Source organism: Mesorhizobium sp. C264A, from assembly GCF_040324515.1.
Lineage (GTDB): Bacteria > Pseudomonadota > Alphaproteobacteria > Rhizobiales > Rhizobiaceae > Mesorhizobium.
Genome location: NZ_JAMYVY010000001.1, coordinates 554,952 through 573,659, shown reverse-complemented (window position 1 = coordinate 573,659; position 18,708 = coordinate 554,952). Strand labels below are relative to the sequence as shown.

At 60.0% G+C, this 18,708-nt stretch carries 14 protein-coding genes; 7 read left to right on the top strand and 7 right to left on the bottom strand.

Going from position 1 to position 18,708, the window contains the following annotated elements; all coding sequences use genetic code 11:
• Window positions 1-228 precede the first annotated feature (228 nt).
• The 4 genes from ftsZ to NKL04_RS02810 all read left to right on the top strand — a co-directional run bounded on the left by ftsZ (window position 229) and on the right by NKL04_RS02810 (window position 4,103).
• Window positions 229-1,209 (top strand): cell division protein FtsZ, encoded by a 981-nt coding sequence (gene ftsZ / locus NKL04_RS02825; protein ID WP_023702103.1) that lies wholly within the window; start codon window positions 229-231, stop codon window positions 1,207-1,209.
• Between the two features lie 453 nt (window positions 1,210-1,662).
• Window positions 1,663-2,304, top strand: coding sequence for a hypothetical protein (locus NKL04_RS02820; protein ID WP_023702102.1), 642 nt, complete (start codon window positions 1,663-1,665; stop codon window positions 2,302-2,304).
• A gap of 183 nt (window positions 2,305-2,487) precedes the next feature.
• Window positions 2,488-3,459: an SDR family oxidoreductase gene (locus NKL04_RS02815; RefSeq protein WP_023687856.1), complete on the top strand. Its 972-nt coding sequence runs from the start codon at window positions 2,488-2,490 to the stop codon at window positions 3,457-3,459.
• A 269-nt stretch (window positions 3,460-3,728) separates the two neighbouring features.
• Window positions 3,729-4,103 (top strand): plasmid stabilization protein, encoded by a 375-nt coding sequence (locus NKL04_RS02810; RefSeq protein WP_352723243.1) that lies wholly within the window; start codon window positions 3,729-3,731, stop codon window positions 4,101-4,103.
• Here the strand turns inward: NKL04_RS02810 and NKL04_RS02805 are convergent.
• Window positions 4,048-5,244: an IS256 family transposase gene (locus NKL04_RS02805; protein ID WP_023700062.1), complete on the bottom strand. Its 1,197-nt coding sequence runs from the start codon at window positions 5,242-5,244 to the stop codon at window positions 4,048-4,050. The two genes, NKL04_RS02810 and NKL04_RS02805, sit on opposite strands and share 56 nt — an antisense overlap.
• A gap of 292 nt (window positions 5,245-5,536) precedes the next feature.
• On the opposite strand from NKL04_RS02805, the gene NKL04_RS02800 reads away from it, so the two are divergent.
• The gene (locus NKL04_RS02800; RefSeq protein WP_084568491.1) at window positions 5,537-5,965 is read left to right on the top strand and encodes a GFA family protein; all 429 of its coding nucleotides are present in this window, start codon (window positions 5,537-5,539) and stop codon (window positions 5,963-5,965) included.
• A gap of 118 nt (window positions 5,966-6,083) precedes the next feature.
• Here the strand turns inward: NKL04_RS02800 and NKL04_RS02795 are convergent, their stop codons facing one another.
• Both NKL04_RS02795 and NKL04_RS02790 read right to left on the bottom strand, forming a co-directional pair.
• Complete coding sequence (locus NKL04_RS02795; protein WP_245271358.1) at window positions 6,084-8,120, bottom strand: PAS domain-containing hybrid sensor histidine kinase/response regulator; 2,037 nt, start codon at window positions 8,118-8,120, stop codon at window positions 6,084-6,086.
• 49 nt (window positions 8,121-8,169) lie between these two features.
• On the bottom strand, window positions 8,170-13,881 hold the full coding sequence (locus NKL04_RS02790; RefSeq protein ID WP_031246159.1) for a HAMP domain-containing protein: 5,712 nt from the start codon (window positions 13,879-13,881) through the stop codon (window positions 8,170-8,172).
• A 312-nt stretch (window positions 13,882-14,193) separates the two neighbouring features.
• Here NKL04_RS02790 and NKL04_RS02785 point away from each other — a divergent pair, with 312 nt between their 5' ends.
• Window positions 14,194-14,445, top strand: coding sequence for a hypothetical protein (locus NKL04_RS02785; protein ID WP_156951424.1), 252 nt, complete (start codon window positions 14,194-14,196; stop codon window positions 14,443-14,445).
• 435 nt (window positions 14,446-14,880) lie between these two features.
• Here NKL04_RS02785 and NKL04_RS02780 read toward each other — a convergent pair whose 3' ends face one another.
• The 4 genes from NKL04_RS02780 to NKL04_RS02765 all read right to left on the bottom strand — a co-directional run bounded on the left by NKL04_RS02780 (window position 14,881) and on the right by NKL04_RS02765 (window position 17,150).
• A complete protein-coding gene (locus NKL04_RS02780) occupies window positions 14,881-15,501 on the bottom strand; it encodes a cysteine hydrolase family protein (RefSeq protein ID WP_023687850.1) in 621 nt (206 codons plus the stop codon).
• Between the two features lie 23 nt (window positions 15,502-15,524).
• On the bottom strand, window positions 15,525-16,010 hold the full coding sequence (locus tag NKL04_RS02775) for a DUF6894 family protein (protein ID WP_156933725.1): 486 nt from the start codon (window positions 16,008-16,010) through the stop codon (window positions 15,525-15,527).
• A 101-nt stretch (window positions 16,011-16,111) separates the two neighbouring features.
• A complete protein-coding gene (locus NKL04_RS02770) occupies window positions 16,112-16,711 on the bottom strand; it encodes a LysE family translocator (RefSeq protein WP_245271357.1) in 600 nt (199 codons plus the stop codon).
• Between the two features lie 178 nt (window positions 16,712-16,889).
• Window positions 16,890-17,150: a hypothetical protein gene (locus NKL04_RS02765; protein WP_352723240.1), complete on the bottom strand. Its 261-nt coding sequence runs from the start codon at window positions 17,148-17,150 to the stop codon at window positions 16,890-16,892.
• On the opposite strand from NKL04_RS02765, the gene ku reads away from it, so the two are divergent.
• Window positions 17,149-18,168, top strand: a complete 1,020-nt coding sequence (gene ku, locus NKL04_RS02760) for a non-homologous end joining protein Ku (protein ID WP_502903335.1) — start codon at window positions 17,149-17,151, stop codon at window positions 18,166-18,168. The genes NKL04_RS02765 and ku overlap by 2 nt on opposite strands.
• Window positions 18,169-18,708: the final 540 nt, after the last annotated feature.

Sequence of the window (18,708 nt, the reverse complement as noted above, 5' to 3'; positions counted from 1 at the left end):
TTTTCGCTGGCCAGAATCCGAGCCGATTCCGGAAGATTGAACTGGAGACCCGTTCAAAAGGTCGGCTCGTTCAGGCGCATATGGTACAAGTCCCACATCTTGTCTTGCCGCAAAGTTCACCCTCTGATTCCCTGTGCCAAGGCGATAGAACGTGATTCTTGCACCTGGCGTGTTCAAGCGGCGCGTTCCGGGAACTTTTTTGTCGATCAATTCCAAGGAGACAAGACGATGAGCACCGCGGCAAGGCCCGTCATCTCGGAAATGCGGCCGAAGATAACCGTTATTGGTGTCGGCGGTGGCGGCGGCAACGCGGTCAACAACATGATTGCCGAAAATCTGCAGGGTGCGGAGTTCATCGTCGCCAACACCGATGCCCAGGCACTGACCATGTCGAAAGCATCGCGGCTGATCCAGCTGGGTGCCCATGTCACGGAAGGCCTGGGCGCCGGGTCGCTGCCGGCGGTCGGCCGCGCGGCAGCCGAGGAATCGATCGACGAGATCAGGGACCACCTAGCGGGAACCCATATGTGCTTCGTGACCGCCGGCATGGGAGGCGGAACTGGAACCGGTGCCGCGCCCGTCATAGCGAACGCTGCACGGGCAGCCGGCATCCTGACGGTGGCGGTCGTCACCAAGCCGTTCACCTTCGAAGGGAAGCGCCGCATGCAAGCCGCCGAAGAGGGCATCGAGCAGCTTCGCGAATGCGCCGATACCGTGATCGTTATTCCGAACCAGAACCTCTTCAGGATCGCCGACGCAAAGACGACTTTCGCGGACGCCTTCGCCATGGCTGATCGCGTCCTTTATTCCGGCGTCGGCTGCATAACCGATCTCATCGTCAAGGAGGGGCTGATCAATCTCGACTTCGCCGACGTGAAGTCGGTGATGCGCGACATGGGCCGCGCAATGATGGGTACCGGGGAAGCCACGGGCGAGGACCGCGCCAGGAAGGCCGCCGAAGCGGCGATAGCAAACCCACTTCTCGACGAAGCCTCGATGATCGGCGCCAAGGGCGTCCTGGTCTCGATCTCGGGCGGCATGGACATGACGCTGTTCGAAGTCGATGAGGCCGCCACCCGCATCCGCGAGGAGGTCGACGCCGACGCCGACATCATCGTCGGCGCCATATTCGACCGGGCACTCGCCGGAAAATTCAGGGTCTCAGTCGTCGCGACAGGATTGCGGCAGGGCCTGGAGATACCGCAGTAGGCAGGATCCGGGCTGCTGATTTATGAGTCTGGTGGACCGTGGTCATGGGCTTCGCCACCGAAAAGTCGGCCCGCAAGCCCGCACCATTGAACTTGCCGGTGAATTTGCGTTGCCGGCCTAGGGACCGAATTCGTTTCGAGGCCGCTGCCACGAATGCGCGAACTCGCATCAGCGCCGCCGCGGAACCGCCCCCAACTGCAACCGCCGCGAATGCGCTTCGACCCGGATCCCCAACAGGAGGCCATACGGATTGACCACGGCAGACATTTCGCCTGCGATATGGCCAGTATCTGCTGACCACATGATCGGCCCTTTCTGATCGCTGATGCGGGCTCGCTGGATATGGCACAATAAAACCGGCATGGGTCAGGCGTCGGGAGCATCCAGTGGCGGCCAGCCTCGCAAGCACTATATCGAAGAAAAACTCAGGTCGACCCGACAGGAGCATACTCCATGGCTGACACGCCGACACCCGATGCTTCGTTTCTCGCGGCCCTGACGACAGAGCATTTCGTGCAGCAGACAGCGATCAGCACGTCCATAAGTGAAATGGCGTCGCGAACGACCATCTACATTATGTCTCTGTCGAGCGCTCTGGTGGCAACGGGCTTTGTTACGCAGTCCTCCGAGTTCTTCCTGCCGTTTGTCGCGGTTGTGCTGCCATCGGTCTTTTTACTGGGTGCCTTTACCGTCTTGAGGTTGGTCGACATCGCCGCTGAGAACATGCAGGCCCATATCGGCATTGCCCGGATCAGAGCCTACTATCGAACTTTGGGCGACGAGGCTGCCTTCCAGTTTTCCAAGGAATTCGGTCGCTGGCCCGAAAATGACGCCGAACCTTCTCTTCGTACTGGGCCTCTCCTGGCGTACCTGACCACCGCAGCGACTATGATCGCATTCATAAATGCCATCGTCGCTGCGGCGGGCGTTACTCTGCTTGCGTTTCGTGTCGGTGCAGAACTATTGCTCGCGCTGTGTCTTGGTGCTGGAACAGCAATCGGCTTGATGACGATTTTCTATTTATACCAGCGCCTTCGGACGAAAGGCATGGTCCGCATTGCCAAACCCTATGGTTCTGAAAAAAGCGTGCTTTGAGCGGGTAATGAATGTGGTGTTTGTCTGAACGCCGCCGGCATGGCAATTCCGATCTCATTGACGACCAATGCTCCACGCCCCTCGCAGGCTGTTCGCAATGGCGAGCCCTTTCGGGATCGAGATATTTGCGCAAACTTTTTTGCCCGGCATGCGTTGTTCGTTCTCCGAGCACAGGAGAAAGCCATGCAGACTAAGTCGCAGACTTCAGCCGAAGCCGCCAAGCAACGCCATATCCAGCGTGGTATCGACGCCAAAGACGAGACGAAGAGCAATGGCAAAATGCAACAAGCGATGCAAGCCGGCGCTCGCAAATATCCCGAGCCACCTTTTCCCGAGCAGCATCAACCCAAACCGGGGCATGAATGGGCGATCGAGCCCGCTCCGCTCTACGATGCGCCTTACTACCTCGGATCGAAAAAACTCGATGACAAGGTAGCGCTTATCACGGGTGGTGATTCCGGCATCGGCCGTTCGGTGGCAGTCTTGTTCGCCCGCGAGGGCGCCGACATTGCGATCGTATACTTGAGTGAAGACAGGGACGCCGAAGCGACCAAAAACGCCGTCGAAAAGGAAGGCCGGCGTTGCATACTGATAAAAGCCGATGTCAGTGAACGCGAGCATTGCCGCAACGCCGTGGCGCTGACGGTCGAAAAATTCGGCAGGATCGACGTGCTGGTCAACAACGCCGCTTTCCAAATCCATTCCAGTGACTTCAACGACCTGACCGAGGAACATTTCGACACGACGCTGAAGACCAATCTTTACGGCTATTTTCATATGGCGCAGGAGAGCGTGCCGCACATGGAGCCGGGCTCCGCGATCATCAATACCGGTTCGGTGACCGGCATCGACGGTTCCAAGCAACTGGTTGACTATTCGATGACCAAGGGCGGCATTCATGCCTTCACGCGAGCGCTTTCGGGCAATCTGATCGGCAAGGGCATCCGGGTAAACGCGGTCGCGCCAGGTCCGGTGTGGACGCCGCTCAACCCTTCGGACAAGGAAGCCGACGACGTCTCGAAATTCGGCGCGGATACGCCGATGAAACGGCCAGCGCAACCGGAAGAACTTGCCCCGGCTTACGTGTTCCTCGCCTCGTCGCATTGCTCGAGTTACATCACGGGAGAGATCCTGCCGGTGGTCGGTGGCTACTGAGGTCGCGGAACGTATTTCATTGCATTGGGCTACCGAGTAGACGGCACGCGACGACGTCGTCTCCAGGGAGACGCTTGCCGTGCTCGGTCGCTTCAAGAAACGCGTGATCGGTGCCGTGGGCCGCCGCTGCACGGCACCCGCCACGGCTCCGGAGCAATAGCGCTCCGCGTTGGTCGAAATCCTCGCCCGCGTTTTCAGTTTTCTGAATTTCCGCTTGGAACTCTCCCGCCGGCATCCCGTTCAAACATCATTGAGCCAGGAGAACGACCATGCCACGAGGCGACAAATCGAAATACAGTGACAAACAGGAACGCAAAGCCGACCACATTGCCGCAGGCTATGAGAAGCGCGGTGTTTCCGAGAAGGAATCCGAGCGCCGGGCATGGGCGACCGTCAACAAGGACGATGGCGGCGGCAAGAAAGAAGGCGGCTCGGGTCGTGGTAAACACACCGGACACCCCGCGGCCCACAAGGGTGGGAAAAGCGGCGGCAAGGCATCGGCTTCACGGTCAGCCGCAAGCCGATCGGAATCGGCAAAGAAGGGTTGTGTGCGTCAAGTTCTGCAAAATGGGGCGATCATGAAACTGGTCATGCGGCTTGGCGTAGAGCGAGCTTCTTGTGCTCGCGCAGATCATCCATGTTGATATAGCGGTTGGCCTCCATCCAGTTTTCGTTGGTTTCGACGGCCAGCGCCCTGACCAGGCGCAGGCAGCTTTCGGCGTTCGGGAAGATGCGCACGACATAGGTGCGCCGGCGGATTTCCTCGTTGAGCCGTTCAAGCATGTTGGTGGACTTGAGGTGCTTGTGATGCTGACGCGGCAGCCGGAAGAAAGTCAGCGTCTGTTCTATGGCTTCTTCCGCCCAGGTGGTCAGCCGCGGGTAGCGGGCGGACCATTTGGACAGCCACGCGGCGAGATCGGCCTTGGCCTCGGCGAGATCGCGCCGGTCGTAGAGCCAGCGCAGTTCCTGCAGGCAGTCGTCGCCGTGCTTCCTGGGCAGGTGATCGAGCGCGTTCCTGAGGAAGTGGACGTAGCAGCGCTGCCATGCTGCTTCTGGGATCACCTCGCCGATCGCCGCGACCAGGCCGGCATGGTCGTCGGACACGGCCAGTTCGACGCCCTTGAGACCGCGTCGTTTCAAGCCGACGAGGAAGTCCTTCCAGGCCGAGCGGCTCTCGCGATTGGCCATCTCCACGGCCAGGATCTGCCGGCGCCCGTCCCAGTCGATGCCGACCGCGATCAGCACCGCCTGGCTCATCACGATGCCGGCTTCGCGCACTTTCTCGTAGCGGGCATCGAGAATGAGGTAGGGGAATGGCTCCTGAAGCGGTCGTTCGGCAAACGCCTTCAGGCTCTCGTCCAAGCGCTTGTTGATGGCCGAGATCGACGAAGCCGAGAACGCATGACCGCACAGCTCTTCCGTGATCGCCTTGACCTTGCGGGTCGACACGCCCTGCACATACATCTCCGCAAGCGTCGCAACCAAGGCCCGCTCGGAACGCTGGTAGCGCTCGAACAGCTCGGTGGAGAAGTGACCCGCCCGGTCCTGTGGAACCCGCAGCTCAAGCTTGCCCACCCGGGTGACCAGGGTGCGGCCGTAGTAACCCGAGCGATACCCAAGGCGCTCAGGCGTGCGTTCGCCCTTCGAAGCACCCAGCGCCTCCTCCATCTCGGCCTCGAGAACCTCCTGCATTACCGCACGGATCACTTCGTGCAGCCCCTCCGGGTTCGAAAGCAGAATGTCTTTGACGGCAGCGCTGGTCGATTTACCTTCTGTCTTGGTCATGGTGGCGTTCCTTCCAGGGAATCGGTGACGTTGAACATCACCAGCCTGCCATGACCGCCCTCTCTCAGCGAATTTGCAGAACTCTCAACACACTACCCAAAGAAGGCAGCGGCAACACGCAAGCGGAATGCCGAGCACCATGCCCATTAACTGCCCCGCAACAGGTTCGGAACGCCATGAAACCCAAGCTCGCTGACCGCCTTCGCAACCGACAAGAGCATCGCCGACAAGAACATCGGCAGTGCCTCTTTGACTGCGATCGGAGCGTTCGGCGCCGCCTTGATCGATCTTGATGCGTGAGGTTGGCAAGCGCCTACCCGGCTCCTTGGCCATCAAGGGCGGATGTCTCTGTGGCAGGATCCGATTCAGCGCCGGGATCGAACCGAGGGTTCACTACTGCCACTGCGATATGTGCAGACGAGCGACCGGCAGCGCGTTTGCAGTTCTTGCCTGGATGCCCTGCCAAAGCCTGAGCTGGAATTCCGGAACGCCAACATATCGAAGGTCTTCGCCGATCGCGCAAAGAGGCTTCTGCCCAGAATGCGGGTCGCCGCTCAGCCTTTGCTACGACGCGTCGCCAACCGAGATCGCGCTGCACGTCGGTACCTTCGATGATCCGGCTCACCTGGTGCCTCGGTACAACTACGGTTCAGCGCAGCGCCTTGGTTGGGTGTGCTGCGGAATAGACCTATCGGACCGCGACACCGAGGAGCGCTGGTAGCGCCGCGAACGACCCAGATTGCCGATCAGGAATGCGGCCCTTGTCGCCGTGCCCCGAAAGTGCGGTCTCGATCTGCCCGGCCTGCCGACGTCGCCAGACCGTCGACAATCCCTAAGCGCTAGCCGGTTTTGATCCTTTGGGGGGCCGCATTCTCTATCGCGAAGAAAATCGCTTCGAACAGATCCTCGTCGCGGAAGGGCTTGCCGAGCAAGGGCACGTCGGCTGGCCGATCGGCAATCTCCCGGGCATCGGCATAGCCCGTGATCATGACCGCTGGCCAGTCCGAGCGCAAATTGCGCGCGAAGCGGATTACGTCGACGCCGGATACGAGTGGCATGGCGAAGTCGGTGATAATGACGTCGAACTTGTCGGGAGTGCGCTCCATCATGGCCAGCGCCTCCGCCCCTCCTCCCGCGCAGGTCACCTCGAAACCGCGCTGGCGAAGGGACTCGGCGGTCAATTGCCGCAAAACATGGCTGTCGTCGATCAGGAGGATTGATGGGTGCTCCATTCCGGCATCGGCGAACGCTCGTTCAATGTCGGGTTCCACCGCAGGATCCACCGGCTGTTCGGTCGAACGTGGCAGCCAGAGTTGCATGGTAGTTCCGCGGTTGACGACGCTTTCTATGCGAAGTGTCCCACCTGACTGCTTCATGAAGCCGTAGACCGTGCTGAGACCGAGGCCCGTTCCCTTACCGACCGGCTTGGTGGTGAAGAACGGTTCGACGACCTTGGCGACAAGATCGGGTGGTATGCCGGATCCGGTGTCCTTGACGGCGATCATGACATAGTCGCCCGGCGGAATATCCTCTGTTGGCGTCCCGATCGATCGATTCTGCGCATGCACGGTTATTGTCCCGCCAGAGGGCATGGCGTCACGCGCGTTGAAAACCAGATTCATCAAGGCCAATTCAAGTTGGCCTGCATCGACATGCACCGGCCAGATCGTGTCATCGATCTGCCAGTCGAAACGGATCAACCCCCCCAGCACGGGCGCCACCAATCCGTTCATCGTGTCGCCCAGCGCAGCAAGGCGCACCGCTTCCGGCTTCAGGGTCTGGCGCCGCGAGAATGCCAGCATTCGCGCGACAAGGTCAGCGCCTTGTCTTGCAGAACGCCGCGTCAGGTCGAGTACCTGTTGCGCCTGATCATCCAACGTAGCCCGGCGTTCAAGCAGCCCTAACCCACTGAGAATTGCGGCGAGCAGGTTGTTGAAATCATGCGCCAGGCCGCCGGTTAGCTTGCCGATAGCGTCGATGCGCTGGGATTGAAGCAGCTGATCCTCAAGACCGCGCCGCTCGGTGATGTCAAGCAATGTGCCGATGATTACCGGTTCACGGCCATCTGAGCCGTCCGACATCACGCCCTGGTCGAGAAAGATGCGATACTCGCCATTGGCGCAATGCCAGCGGAACTCGCACGTATAGGAGCCGGTGGTTTTGGCCGCCAGCAGCGCTTGCTTCAATCGCGGCAGGTCGTCGGGATGAACGCGGCTGAGACCGAACTCCGGATCCGATGTCAGGTATTCAGGCGCAAAGCCGGTCAAGCGCTCGACGCCCTCGGTAACAAAGCGCGCCGCGAAGGGCGGCTCGGCTGCCCGAGCATGAAAGCAGACCGGCAACGAATTCAGGATGGCATCCTGCCGTTGCTCGGCGCTGCGCAGCGCGCGTTCGGCCTGAAGCTTGTCCTTGTGCGCCTGCAACGCCTGCGCCAATAGTCCCTGCTCGACCTCCGCCTTGCGCTGGATCTCGAGCGTCTTCTCGTGGAGTTCGACGAAAACCGCGACTTTCGAACGCAGCATGATCGGATCGAATGGCTTGAACACATAGTCGACCGCGCCGGCATCATAGCCGCGCAGCATATGCGCATCCTCCTTGTTGATGGCGGTCAAGAAGATGATTGGGGTGCGCTTGGATTGCTCGCGCTGGCGGATAAGTGCGGCCGTTTCATACCCGTCCAACCCTGGCATGAGGACATCCAGGAGAATGACGGCGAACTCCTCTTTCAGCAGAAAGCGCAGAGCCTCTTCGCCCGATTGGGCGCAGATGACCTCTCCGATAGTCGCGAGCACTTCGCTGATCGCCAGCAGATTGCGCTCATCGTCGTCCACCGCCAGGATGCGGGCTCTTGCCGGCCCTTCGGCAAGAGCTGCCACCTCAAGTTTCCTTACCCTGTTTCTTGCCAGCTTTTGCATCGAACGGCCGTCAGTTCGCTGCCAGGAGAAGTTTTTCCGGGCTCTCGACACGGGATCGGGCACGCCCGATCCAGACACGAAGCAGCGCCAGCAGGAGATCCAGGTCGACGGGTTTGGCGATGTAGTCGGAAGCCCCGGCATCCAGACATTTTTGCCGATCCCCCTTCATCGCCTTTGCGGTGACGGAAATCAGCGGGATATGAGCAATCGCCGGTGTGCCGCGAATCCGCCGCATCGTCTCGTAGCCGTCCATCTCCGGCATCATGATATCGATCAATGCCACGTCGACATCGGGCGCCTGTTCAAGAAGCGCGATGCCATCACGGCCCCGCTCGGCATGCAGAACCTGTATGTCATAGGTCTCCAGAACACTGGTGAGCGAATAGATATTGCGAATGTCGTCGTCGACGATGAGAACTTTCGCCCCGGCGAGATCGGACTTGCCGTTGTGTTCAGTTCCTGCCCAGGCCTCTTGGCGACCTTCTCCCGGCAGCGTTGCCGAAATATGCAGCGCCAATTGAGCGAAGTTCTCCGCCCGCGGTGCTTCCGCCAAGGCCGGGTTCAACGCCAGTACCTGTTCAAGCGCGTCCGGGTGAGGCGTAAAGAACAGCAGCTGCGGCAAGGCTTCGCCGAAGTGGCCGGTGATCTCGTCCAGCGCCTTTGCGTTGTCCTTGGCGGAGCGTCCAAAGCCGAGCACGACGGCATCATAGGAGGCGAGGCCAACGTCTTCTGCATTTGCCGCAACTCGACCGATCGCGGTGACCGACGTTACGCCGTCGCGGATTGCCTCGACCAGCGCCAGACGCCGCTCCGGGTCAGGGTCCACGACCAGAACGCGGCGCTGAACGCGGAGCTTCTTCGAGTGGATATCCTGAAACACCTTCATCAGCTCGTCCGAGGAAACGGGCTTGGTGGAAATGCTGGACGCCCCCTTGCGTGCGAGACTGTCGATGTCTTCGGCACCCGAGATGACATGGATGGGAATTCCCCTCGTCTTCTGGTCATGCCGCAGCAGATCGAAAAGCACCCAGCCATCGATATCCGAAAGCCCGAGATCAAGCGTGATTGCGTCGGGAACGAGCTTGCGGGCCAATGCCAGCGTGCCGGAACCTGCATTCGACAGAACGCCTTTCAGCCCGGCCGACCGGGCGAGGCCGAGCAGCAACCCGCCAAAGGTCGGGTCGTCCTCGACGATCAACACGATCCGATCGGTGGGTAGGATTGAATCGCGGTCGTCGATCAGCTCTGCCGAGGCCGGACTGCTGAGCAGAGCTGTCGCAGCAACCGCCTCCGCCGCCGGAGCCAGGGTCGACTGTACTGTCGTCACGCGGGGGCCGTCGAACGGGATGATGAGGGTAAATGTCGACCCCTTGCCCGGCGTGCTTTCGACCCGCAATTCGCCGCCAAGCAAGCGAGCGATCTCGCGGCTGATCGAGAGCCCAAGGCCGGTGCCGCCATACTTGCGGCTGGTGGTGCCGTCGGCCTGCTGGAAGGCCTCGAAAATCAGCTTCTGTTTGTCTTCTGGAATGCCAATGCCGGTGTCGGTGACGGCGATCGCGAGAGCCTTCACCGGCTGCGTCGCGCCATTGCGGCGGCCGGCCTTTTCAACCCGGAAGTTCAGGCTGACCTCGCCTTCCGAGGTGAATTTGAATGCGTTGGAAAGCAGGTTGAGGACAATCTGCTGCAAGCGTTTCTCATCTGTGCGGACCGTGTCGGGAAGCGCCGGATCGACCTTGATGGTGAAGCCAAGTCCCTTGTCGGCTGCCAGCTGACGAAAAGTTCGTTCCATGTGCTGGCGAAGATGCGTCACCGGCATATCGTTGATGTCGATGGAAACAGTGCCCGACTCGATCTTCGACAGATCGAGGATATCGTTGATGAGGCTGAGAAGATCGGTTCCTGCCGAATTGATGGTGCGGGCGAACTCTACCTGTTTTTCGTTGAGGTTGCCGTGCTGGTTGGTCGCCAGCAGGTTTGACAAAATGAGCAGCGAATTGAGCGGCGTGCGCAGTTCGTGGCTCATATTGGCCAGGAACTCGGACTTGTATTTCGACGTGAGTGCCAGTTGCTCGGCTTTCTCCTCCAGCGCGCGTCGCGCCATCTCGATTTCGAGATTCTTGTTTTCGACCTGCTTCTTTTCGTTCTCGAGCAGCTGCGCCTTTTCCTGCAGTTCCTCGTTCGTCGCATGCAGCTCTTCCTGCTTTTTTGTCAGCTCGGTTTGACGCGCTTGCAATTCCGACGTCAGCAGTTGCGACTGCTTGAGCAGGCCCTCCGTGCGCATCGTCGCAGCGATGGTGTTGAGAACGATGCCGACGGATTCCATGAGCTGGTTGAGGAACGACTGGTGTGTGTCACGAAACTCGCCGAACGAGGCGAGCTCGATGACGGCTTTGACTTCATCCTCGAACAGGGCAGGCAGGATGATGACATTGGCTGGCGAGGCGCTGCCAAGACCAGATGTGACCCGAAGGAATTCTGGCGGCACATTGTCCAGCATGATGGCGCGCTTGTCGGCGGCACTTTGCCCAACCAGGCCCTCTCGCAGATCAAGCCGCTGCTTGATGGCAGCTTTGCTCTCGGCGCCATAGGAAGCCGCCAGCTCAAGATAGGATTCCTCCTCGTCGCGATTGGTGACGTAGAACACCCCATACTGGGCGTTCACCAGAGGAGCGAGTTCGGACATGATGAGCCGCGAGACGGTGGCAAGATCGCGCTCGCCTTGCAGCATGCGCGAAAACCGGGCGAGATTGGTCTTCAACCAGTCCTGCTCGGCATTCTTCAGCGTCTGATCCTTCAGATTGCGGATCATTTCGTTGATGTTGTCTTTTAGCGCGGCGACCTCGCCGGACGCTTCGACGCTGATCGAACGGGTAAGATCGCCCTTGGTCACCGCCGTCGAAACCTCGGCGATGGCACGCACCTGGGTGGTCAGATTGGCAGCGAGTTGATTGACGTTGTCGGTGAGGTCGCGCCAGAGGCCGGCGGCACCTGGCACACGCGCCTGACCGCCGAGCTTGCCCTCGATGCCCACCTCACGGGCGACGTTGGTCACCTGGTCGGCAAAGGTGGCAAGCGTCTCGATCATGCCGTTGATGGTGTCGGCCAGCAGGGCGATCTCTCCCTTCGCGTCGACCGTCAGTTTGCGCCTGAGATTGCCTTGCGCGACCGCCGTCACGACATCGGCGATGCCGCGCACCTGATTGGTCAAGTTCGTCGCCATCAGGTTGACGTTGTCGGTCAGGTCCTTCCAGGTACCGGCAACACCTTCGACGCGCGCCTGGCCACCAAGCTTGCCCTCGGTGCCAACCTCACGCGCGACTCGGGTGACCTCGCCGGCGAAGGAGTTCAACTGGTCCACCATGGTGTTGATGGTCGACTTGAGCTCCAGGATTTCGCCCTTCACATCGACGGTGATCTTCTTCGACAGGTCGCCGCGCGCCACGGCGGTCGTGACTTCGGCGATGTTGCGCACCTGGCCGGTCAGATTCTCGGCCATCGAGTTCACATTGTCTGTGAGATCCTTCCACGTGCCGGCAACGCCGCGCACCTGCGCCTGGCCTCCCAACTTGCCTTCCGTGCCGACCTCGCGTGCCACGCGCGTGACTTCCGAAGCGAAGGAATTAAGCTGGTCCACCATTGTGTTGATGGTGTCCTTCAGCTCCAGGATCTCGCCGCGGACATCGACGGTGATCTTCTTCGAAAGGTCCCCGAGCGCCACGGCGGTGGTTACCTCGGCGATGTTGCGCACCTGGCCGGTCAGGTTGGCCGCCATGGCGTTGACGTTTTCGGTCAGATCCTTCCACGTGCCGCCGATGCCGCGCACCTGGGCCTGGCCGCCGAGCTTGCCATCGGAGCCGACCTCGCGCGCCACACGTGTCACTTCCGAAGCGAAGGAATTGAGCTGGTCGACCATCGTGTTGATGACGTCCTTGATCTGCAAGATCTCGCCCAGCGCGTCGACGGTGATCTTCTGGGTCAAGTCGCCGGTCGCGATGGCCGTTGCCACCTTGGACACGTCGCGCAATTGCACCGTCAAATTGCCGGCCATGGCGTTGACGTTGTCGGTCAGATCCTTCCAGGTGCCACCGACGCCTTCGACATGCGCCTGGCCACCAAGCTTGCCTTCCGATCCCACTTCGCGGGCCACACGCGTGACCTCAGAGGCAAAGGAGTTCAGTTGGTCGACCATCGTGTTGACGGTGTCCTTGAGCTCCAGGATCTCGCCTTTGACGTCGACGGTGATCTTCTTCGACAGGTCGCCGCGCGCCACGGCGGTGGTGACTTCTGCGATGTTTCGAACCTGGCCAGTCAGGTTGGCGGCCATGAGATTGACGTTGTCGGTCAAATCCTTCCATGTGCCGCCGACGCCCCTCACCTCTGCCTGGCCGCCCAGCTTGCCTTCGGTGCCGACCTCGCGTGCCACGCGCGTCACTTCCGAGGCAAAGGAGTTCAGTTGGTCGACCATCGTGTTGATGGTGTCCTTGAGTTCCAGGATTTCGCCTTGCACGGCGACCGTGATCTTCTTGGACAGATCGCCCGACGCGACCGCCGTCGTCACCTCGGCGATATTGCGCACCTGACCGGTCAGGTTCTCGGCCATCGAGTTGACGTTGTCGGTGAGGTCCTTCCAGGTGCCGGCGACGCCGCGCACCTGCGCCTGCCCGCCAAGCTTGCCTTCGGTGCCAACCTCGCGTGCCACGCGCGTGACCTCGCCCGCGAATGAATTCAGCTGGTCCACCATTGTGTTTATCGTGGATTTCAGCTCGAGAATCTCGCCCTTCACGTCGACCGTAATCTTCTTCGACAGGTCGCCCAAAGCCACTGCGGTCGTCACTTCGGCGATGTTGCGCACCTGGCCAGTCAGGTTCTCGGCCATGGAATTCACATTGTCGGTCAGATCCTTCCACGTACCACCAACACCCTCAACGCGCGCCTGGCCGCCAAGCTTGCCTTCAGTGCCGACCTCGCGCGCCACGCGCGTCACTTCCGAAGCGAAGGAATTAAGCTGGTCCACCATCGTGTTGATGGTGTTCTTCAGTTCTAGGATTTCGCCCTTGACATCGACTGTGATCTTCTTCGACAGGTCGCCCGACGCGACTGCGGTCGTAACCTCCGCGATGTTGCGCACTTGCCCGGTCAGGTTCGTGGCCATCGCGTTGACGTTGTCGGTCAGATCTTTCCACGTGCCGGCGACGCCCTTGACCCGGGCCTGGCCGCCGAGCTTGCCTTCCGTACCGACCTCGCGCGCCACGCGCGTCACCTCGGAGGCGAAGGAGGCCAACTGGCCGACCATGGTGTTGACGATCTTGCCGATGCGCAGGAATTCGCCACGCAGCGGTCGGCCGTCAATTTCGACCATCATGGTCTGCGACAGGTCGCCCTTGGCGACGGCGCCGATAACGCGCGCAACCTCAGCCGTTGGCTGAACCATGTCTTCTATGAGATCATTGACTGAACGGACACTGGATTCCCAACTGCCGGTGGCATTGCGAACCCGGCCGCGCTCGCCTATCCGCCCTTCCTTGCCGACGACCCGGCTCAAGCGCTCGAACTCACGCGTTACTTGGTCGTTGAGGTCAGCGATCTCATTGAAAGTCTCAGCTATCTCGGAATCGAGGCCTTCATAAACATTGTCGATGCGGACGGAGAAATCGCCACGCCGGAAGGCTTTCAGAGAATTCAGGATGCTTCGACGGTCCAATTGCTTCTTGGATGCCTGCACGGTCACAGCGCCACTCCCAGCCCTATGGATTTATACGGATAAAGTTGCCCCCGCGGCCAATGGTGGATCGCGCCGCGAGACCCCAAACGCCCCATTTTCAATTTTGTTCCATCGTGCCGTGAAAATTCCAGGCCGACGATTGCGCCTTGGTTTGAACGCCGGATTTCATGATGCGGTTGCGATTTATCGGGCTTCAGCCGACCACGACACGTCATCGCCGTTTGCCATAGCCAGAGAGGCATGAATTGCGTTGCGCAACTCGGAAGGCGAGGCAGGCTTTGCGACCCATGTCCCTTGAAGGAAAATCGGATCGTGAAAACCCGAATTGGCGTAGCTTGCCGAATGGACGACAAAGGGGATGTTTCGGGCGTCAAGCAACGTAGCTATTCGTTCGAGCGCGATAAACGCCTCGTCTTCCAAAATCGCAACGGACCTATGGTGGTCCAATTATCGCAGTCCTTTGCTCTCCGAAGCGATCGGCAGCGCAGCACGCCGCCTGACCGGTTCCACCCGGTGGTCGAAGCTCACGGCAATTTTCTTGCCGGACAATGGCATGGACCATAAGCCCGACAATTCCTCGTCGTCGCAGCGACACTCAGGAAACTTGCGCGGATTCCATCGACCGCAAACGCCGTCGACACAATGTCGTCAGCGCGATTGCCAGCGACTAGGTTTCAAGGTCAATGACTTCGCTTTTCAGCAAATCACCCTCCCAGCGGAAGGCCGACGGCAGAGGCGCCGGATGTCTTGCAAAGATTGCTAGATGCCGGCATCGAGTCTTCGGCGCTGTATCCTGTCCATTCTATGACGGTTGGCCGCGCTGTCGATAGCTCTGCAAGGCTTTGTACGCTTCCAGACACTGATTCACGCGAGCGAGCAGATCAGGCAATCGTGCCGTTCATATACGTTTTCCGGTTCACTGTAGTGCCGTCCGCCAACTGAAACAGTCCGCCCGACCAGAATGACGATTGTCGGCCCTTTCACTTGAAGCCCCCCAGATCAGCGAGTGAGTTGTGGCCAACACTCCAACACCTCCGCCATGCTGGCCGCCTCAATCTGCTCACTGAAGCGGGAATGGTAGACTTCCATCAGTGCGTCATGGGTCTGGTCGGCAGAGCTGCAGATGGCATCGGTGACGAGAATGACGCGGAAGCCACGATCGATGGCGCCAAGCACGGTCGCGAGAACGCAAACGTCGGTTTCGCCACCGGTGATCACGAGCGCACGCACGCCGGAGCCACTCAGCAGCGCGTCGAGCCGCCCCTCGGTCCAGGGCGAATAGACATGTTTGTCGACCACCGTCGCCGGCGGTACAAATCGTGCAAGTTGAGGCATCAGCTCGATCAGGCGCGGATCGATGTTGGAAAGGGTTACCTCCGCCCACCGACGATAGTAGTTTGCCCACATTCCCGGCGCCTCGCCCGGGCGGGCGGCAGGAATGAAGCGCGTGAACAGGGTACGGCTGGCATGTCTGGCGACCAGTTCTTCGATCGCCGGGACCACCTTTTCAGCCCACGGCACGGGCCAAGGTCCACCCGGCGCAAACAGGCGCTGCATGTCGACGCACAGATGCAGGCCATCGTCGCCTATTGGTCCGTGAATCAATCCTTGGGCGGCCACTGGTGGATTCCGTCGGGTTTGGGTTACTGGCCTGCCTGCCGCGCTGCATCGGCCTCAGCCACATCAACAGTGTAAAGCAATTCACCGTTTTCGTTGGATACCCTTACAAGCCAGCCGGACAGAGCGTCCGTGCCAGGCTGCAGGTCGGCGAGAAGATCGATTGCGCAGCGGATAGCTTCGGACCGGGCCGCCTCAAGGCTCGCCATCCTCGACGGCGGTATGCGTCGGCTGGTTTCGCCATCGCGATACTCAAAGACATATACGTCGCCGGCGCCGTCGCTTGCAGAGGTTATCTCGACCTGGTCGAAATTGCCGTTGCTGCTCGCGTCATATTCATTGGCTGCGAGATCAAAGGTCGCTGTCTGGACCAGGATTGCCTTTGCGCGGGCAAGCACGTCATCTTCAGCTTGTATCCCGACGTTTGCCATGTCCACCGTAACGCAGTCGCCGCCCTCGCCGCAAAATATCACCCGGCGAACCGACTGCCCGTCTGGCGCCCTGGCATTCACCACTTCGGTCCGAACGACTTGCATGACACTCTCCTGCCTGTGTCTGACAATGTTCATGGTGCGCTTTCGGTTCCTGCGGATGCAGGCGCCGGCCCGGCAACTTAACGGCCTGCGCCGCCGCCAAAGGCCATTCGGAACCCAAGGCCAACAATGAGAAGGCCGGCGATCCGCTGCTGCCAAAGCCGCACACGAGGGCGCTTCAGGATCCAGGCGCCTATGCTGCCGGAGGCCACGGCATAGGTCCCCAACACCAACACGCCCGTCATTTTCTGAGTTGCTCCCAGCAGCAACAGTTGAAGCGTCACGGAACTCCCATGCGGATCAACGAACTGAGGCAGGAACGCTACCATAAACGTGATGGGCCACGGATTGAACAGGTTGCCTTCCCGTGCCGCGGCAACGGCCTTGATCGGGGTCGTATCCGGCCGGGCCTGTGTTTCCGGCTTCGTGAAGACCAGCCCTAGCCCGAGCCATACGAGATACGCCGCCCCAAGCCATTGCAGTGCTCCAAAAGCTAGTGGGGAGGTTCGCACGAGAGACGAAACACCGAACGCTATGAGAGGAAGCTGAACCATGCCGGCGCCGGCCGTCATCCCCAATACCGTGAACAGCGCAACCCTGCGTCCCTGCCCTATGCCGCGCGCCGTCACCAGCATGCTATCCGGCCCGGGCGGCATCTGCAGCAGGACGACCGTTCCCACGAATGCTATCCAATGGGCGGGATCGATGACTTGTTCCTCTCAACAATGATGCTCTTGTTGGACTTGGAGCGGCGATATAGCCGGTTAACGCGAAGCTGCGGCGCCGAGGCCGTTGCGCAGAAGTAGCTCATGTCTGCTTCAGAATTAACTGCAGAGCCGCGACCGCCTTGCTCCACGATCATCTCGGCAATGTACTCCTTGAGGTCCCCGACTTCGTCCTGAATGTCCTCGGGGCGATGCCTTCCTCGTCTGCATCCGCGATGCATTGGCTTGCGAGTTCCTCTGCGGCATCGACGCCCTTCCGCATGAGAGCAGGCTTTTCGATCACATGCTCCTCAATCCATACTCCGACGAAATGGACTGTACGATTTACGATGAGGTCAGCGTCTTCCGAGAGCTGCGCCTCGGTTTTCAAATCGTCCCTCGTGGACACTTTCATGGAAATCACCTCGGCAAATGGGCTCACTTCCAACGCCGACAGGTTGCCAAAGATGCACCGTGCCGATGAAAATCGCTGTCGAGACCGACAGGATTTCCCCCACCGGACATTCACGGTGCACCGAGCCCCCGCCGCAGGAACAATTCGAACGGAAACGCGTTGCCCTAGCTGGAAACGGGATAAGCGCAAAATGGCCGCGCCACGTGCTGCCTGGAAGGGCTTCTTGAAGGTTGGTTCGGTTACCTGCGGCGTGAAGATTGTCGGCGCAACCAGCGAAGCATCCAAGATCCATTTCAAGATTTTGAACCGCAAGGACGGTCTGCCGGTCAGGAGCGTCTACGCCGACGAGGAGACCGGAAAGCTGGTGGATGCAGCGGATCAGGTGAAGGGTTTCGAGATCGAAAAGGACGAATTTCTCCAGATCGAACCTGACGACATAAAGGCGTTGAAGCTGACGTCGAAGCACACGCTCGAAGTCGGCGAATTCGTATCGATTGACGATATCGATACGCGCTATCTCGAGAAGCCCTACTATCTGATCCCGGCCGACGGCGCCGCAATCGAAGCATACGGAGTGATCCGCGATGCCATGAAGAACAAGGGCGTGGCCGCTCGATCCTGCGTGGTGCTCTACCAGCGCGGCCGCGAAGTGCTGATTCAGCCCTATGGCAAGGGGATGGTGATGACCGAGCTTCGCAACCACAACGAAATGGTTTCGGAAAGCACTGTGTTCGATGGATTGGCCAAGCAGAAATACGACCCCGATCTGCTCGAAATCGCCGGCATGCTTATTGACAAAAAAGTGACGACCTTCGATCCCTCGAAATTTGAAGACACCTATGAAGACGCGCTGATCGCCATGATCGATGCAAAGCGCAAAGGCAAGAAGCTGCCGAAGCCCGCACCAAGGCCACAGGAGAATGTCATCAACCTCGCTGAGGTGCTGAAGAAGAGCCTCAAACAGGAAGGGCTGGCGAGATCCACAAAGAGAGCCTCACCGAAACGCAAGACAGCATAGTTGATAACTGCCCAGCCAGAAGGTCCGCACAGCAGCCCCAGCCGCCCTAAATCGCTCGGAACAATTCTCGCGGTTGCCCGTTGGCCACCAAGGACGATTCCTTATGGCCGAGATCAAGAACGTCGACAGGGCAGTCCTCAAAGAGCCAGAGGCAGCGGATGCCAACATTGCGCTCAAAGGAGCCGGAACGCAGGACTCTGATCGAGCGCCGACAAGCCCCAGGACCGCTGGCCATCGGTAAAATACATGGGGTGTGAAAAGACCCTTTCGCCTCCAGACGCGGCGACGCGAGACCTGGCGGGCCGAACCCCACGCCCAAGCGAAACCCGGAGAATAGATGTGCCCCCCAAACCAGAGCCAACCGAAGAGCCGCCAGTGGATGCGCCGACGTGGACGCCGGACATACGCGAGCCTGAGCCGGATCTTCTTCCCGACGAAGTGCCAGTTCCTAATCCGGACGAGAACCGTGATCCGCCAAAGCGAGGCGTGGTGACAGACTGAACAACGGGTTTGGTCCGGCATCCTCCTGCAAAGGCGTTT

Coding starts and splice junctions, on each gene's coding strand:
- ftsZ (WP_023702103.1), top strand. CDS start 229: ATGAGCACCGCGGCAAGGCCCGTCATCTCGGAAATGCGGCCGAAGATA.
- NKL04_RS02820 (WP_023702102.1), top strand. CDS start 1,663: ATGGCTGACACGCCGACACCCGATGCTTCGTTTCTCGCGGCCCTGACG.
- NKL04_RS02815 (WP_023687856.1), top strand. CDS start 2,488: ATGCAGACTAAGTCGCAGACTTCAGCCGAAGCCGCCAAGCAACGCCAT.
- NKL04_RS02810 (WP_352723243.1), top strand. CDS start 3,729: ATGCCACGAGGCGACAAATCGAAATACAGTGACAAACAGGAACGCAAA.
- NKL04_RS02805 (WP_023700062.1), bottom strand. CDS start 5,244: ATGACCAAGACAGAAGGTAAATCGACCAGCGCTGCCGTCAAAGACATT.
- NKL04_RS02800 (WP_084568491.1), top strand. CDS start 5,537: ATGCGTGAGGTTGGCAAGCGCCTACCCGGCTCCTTGGCCATCAAGGGC.
- ku (WP_502903335.1), top strand. CDS start 17,149: ATGGAAATCACCTCGGCAAATGGGCTCACTTCCAACGCCGACAGGTTG.
- NKL04_RS02765 (WP_352723240.1), bottom strand. CDS start 17,150: ATGAAAGTGTCCACGAGGGACGATTTGAAAACCGAGGCGCAGCTCTCG.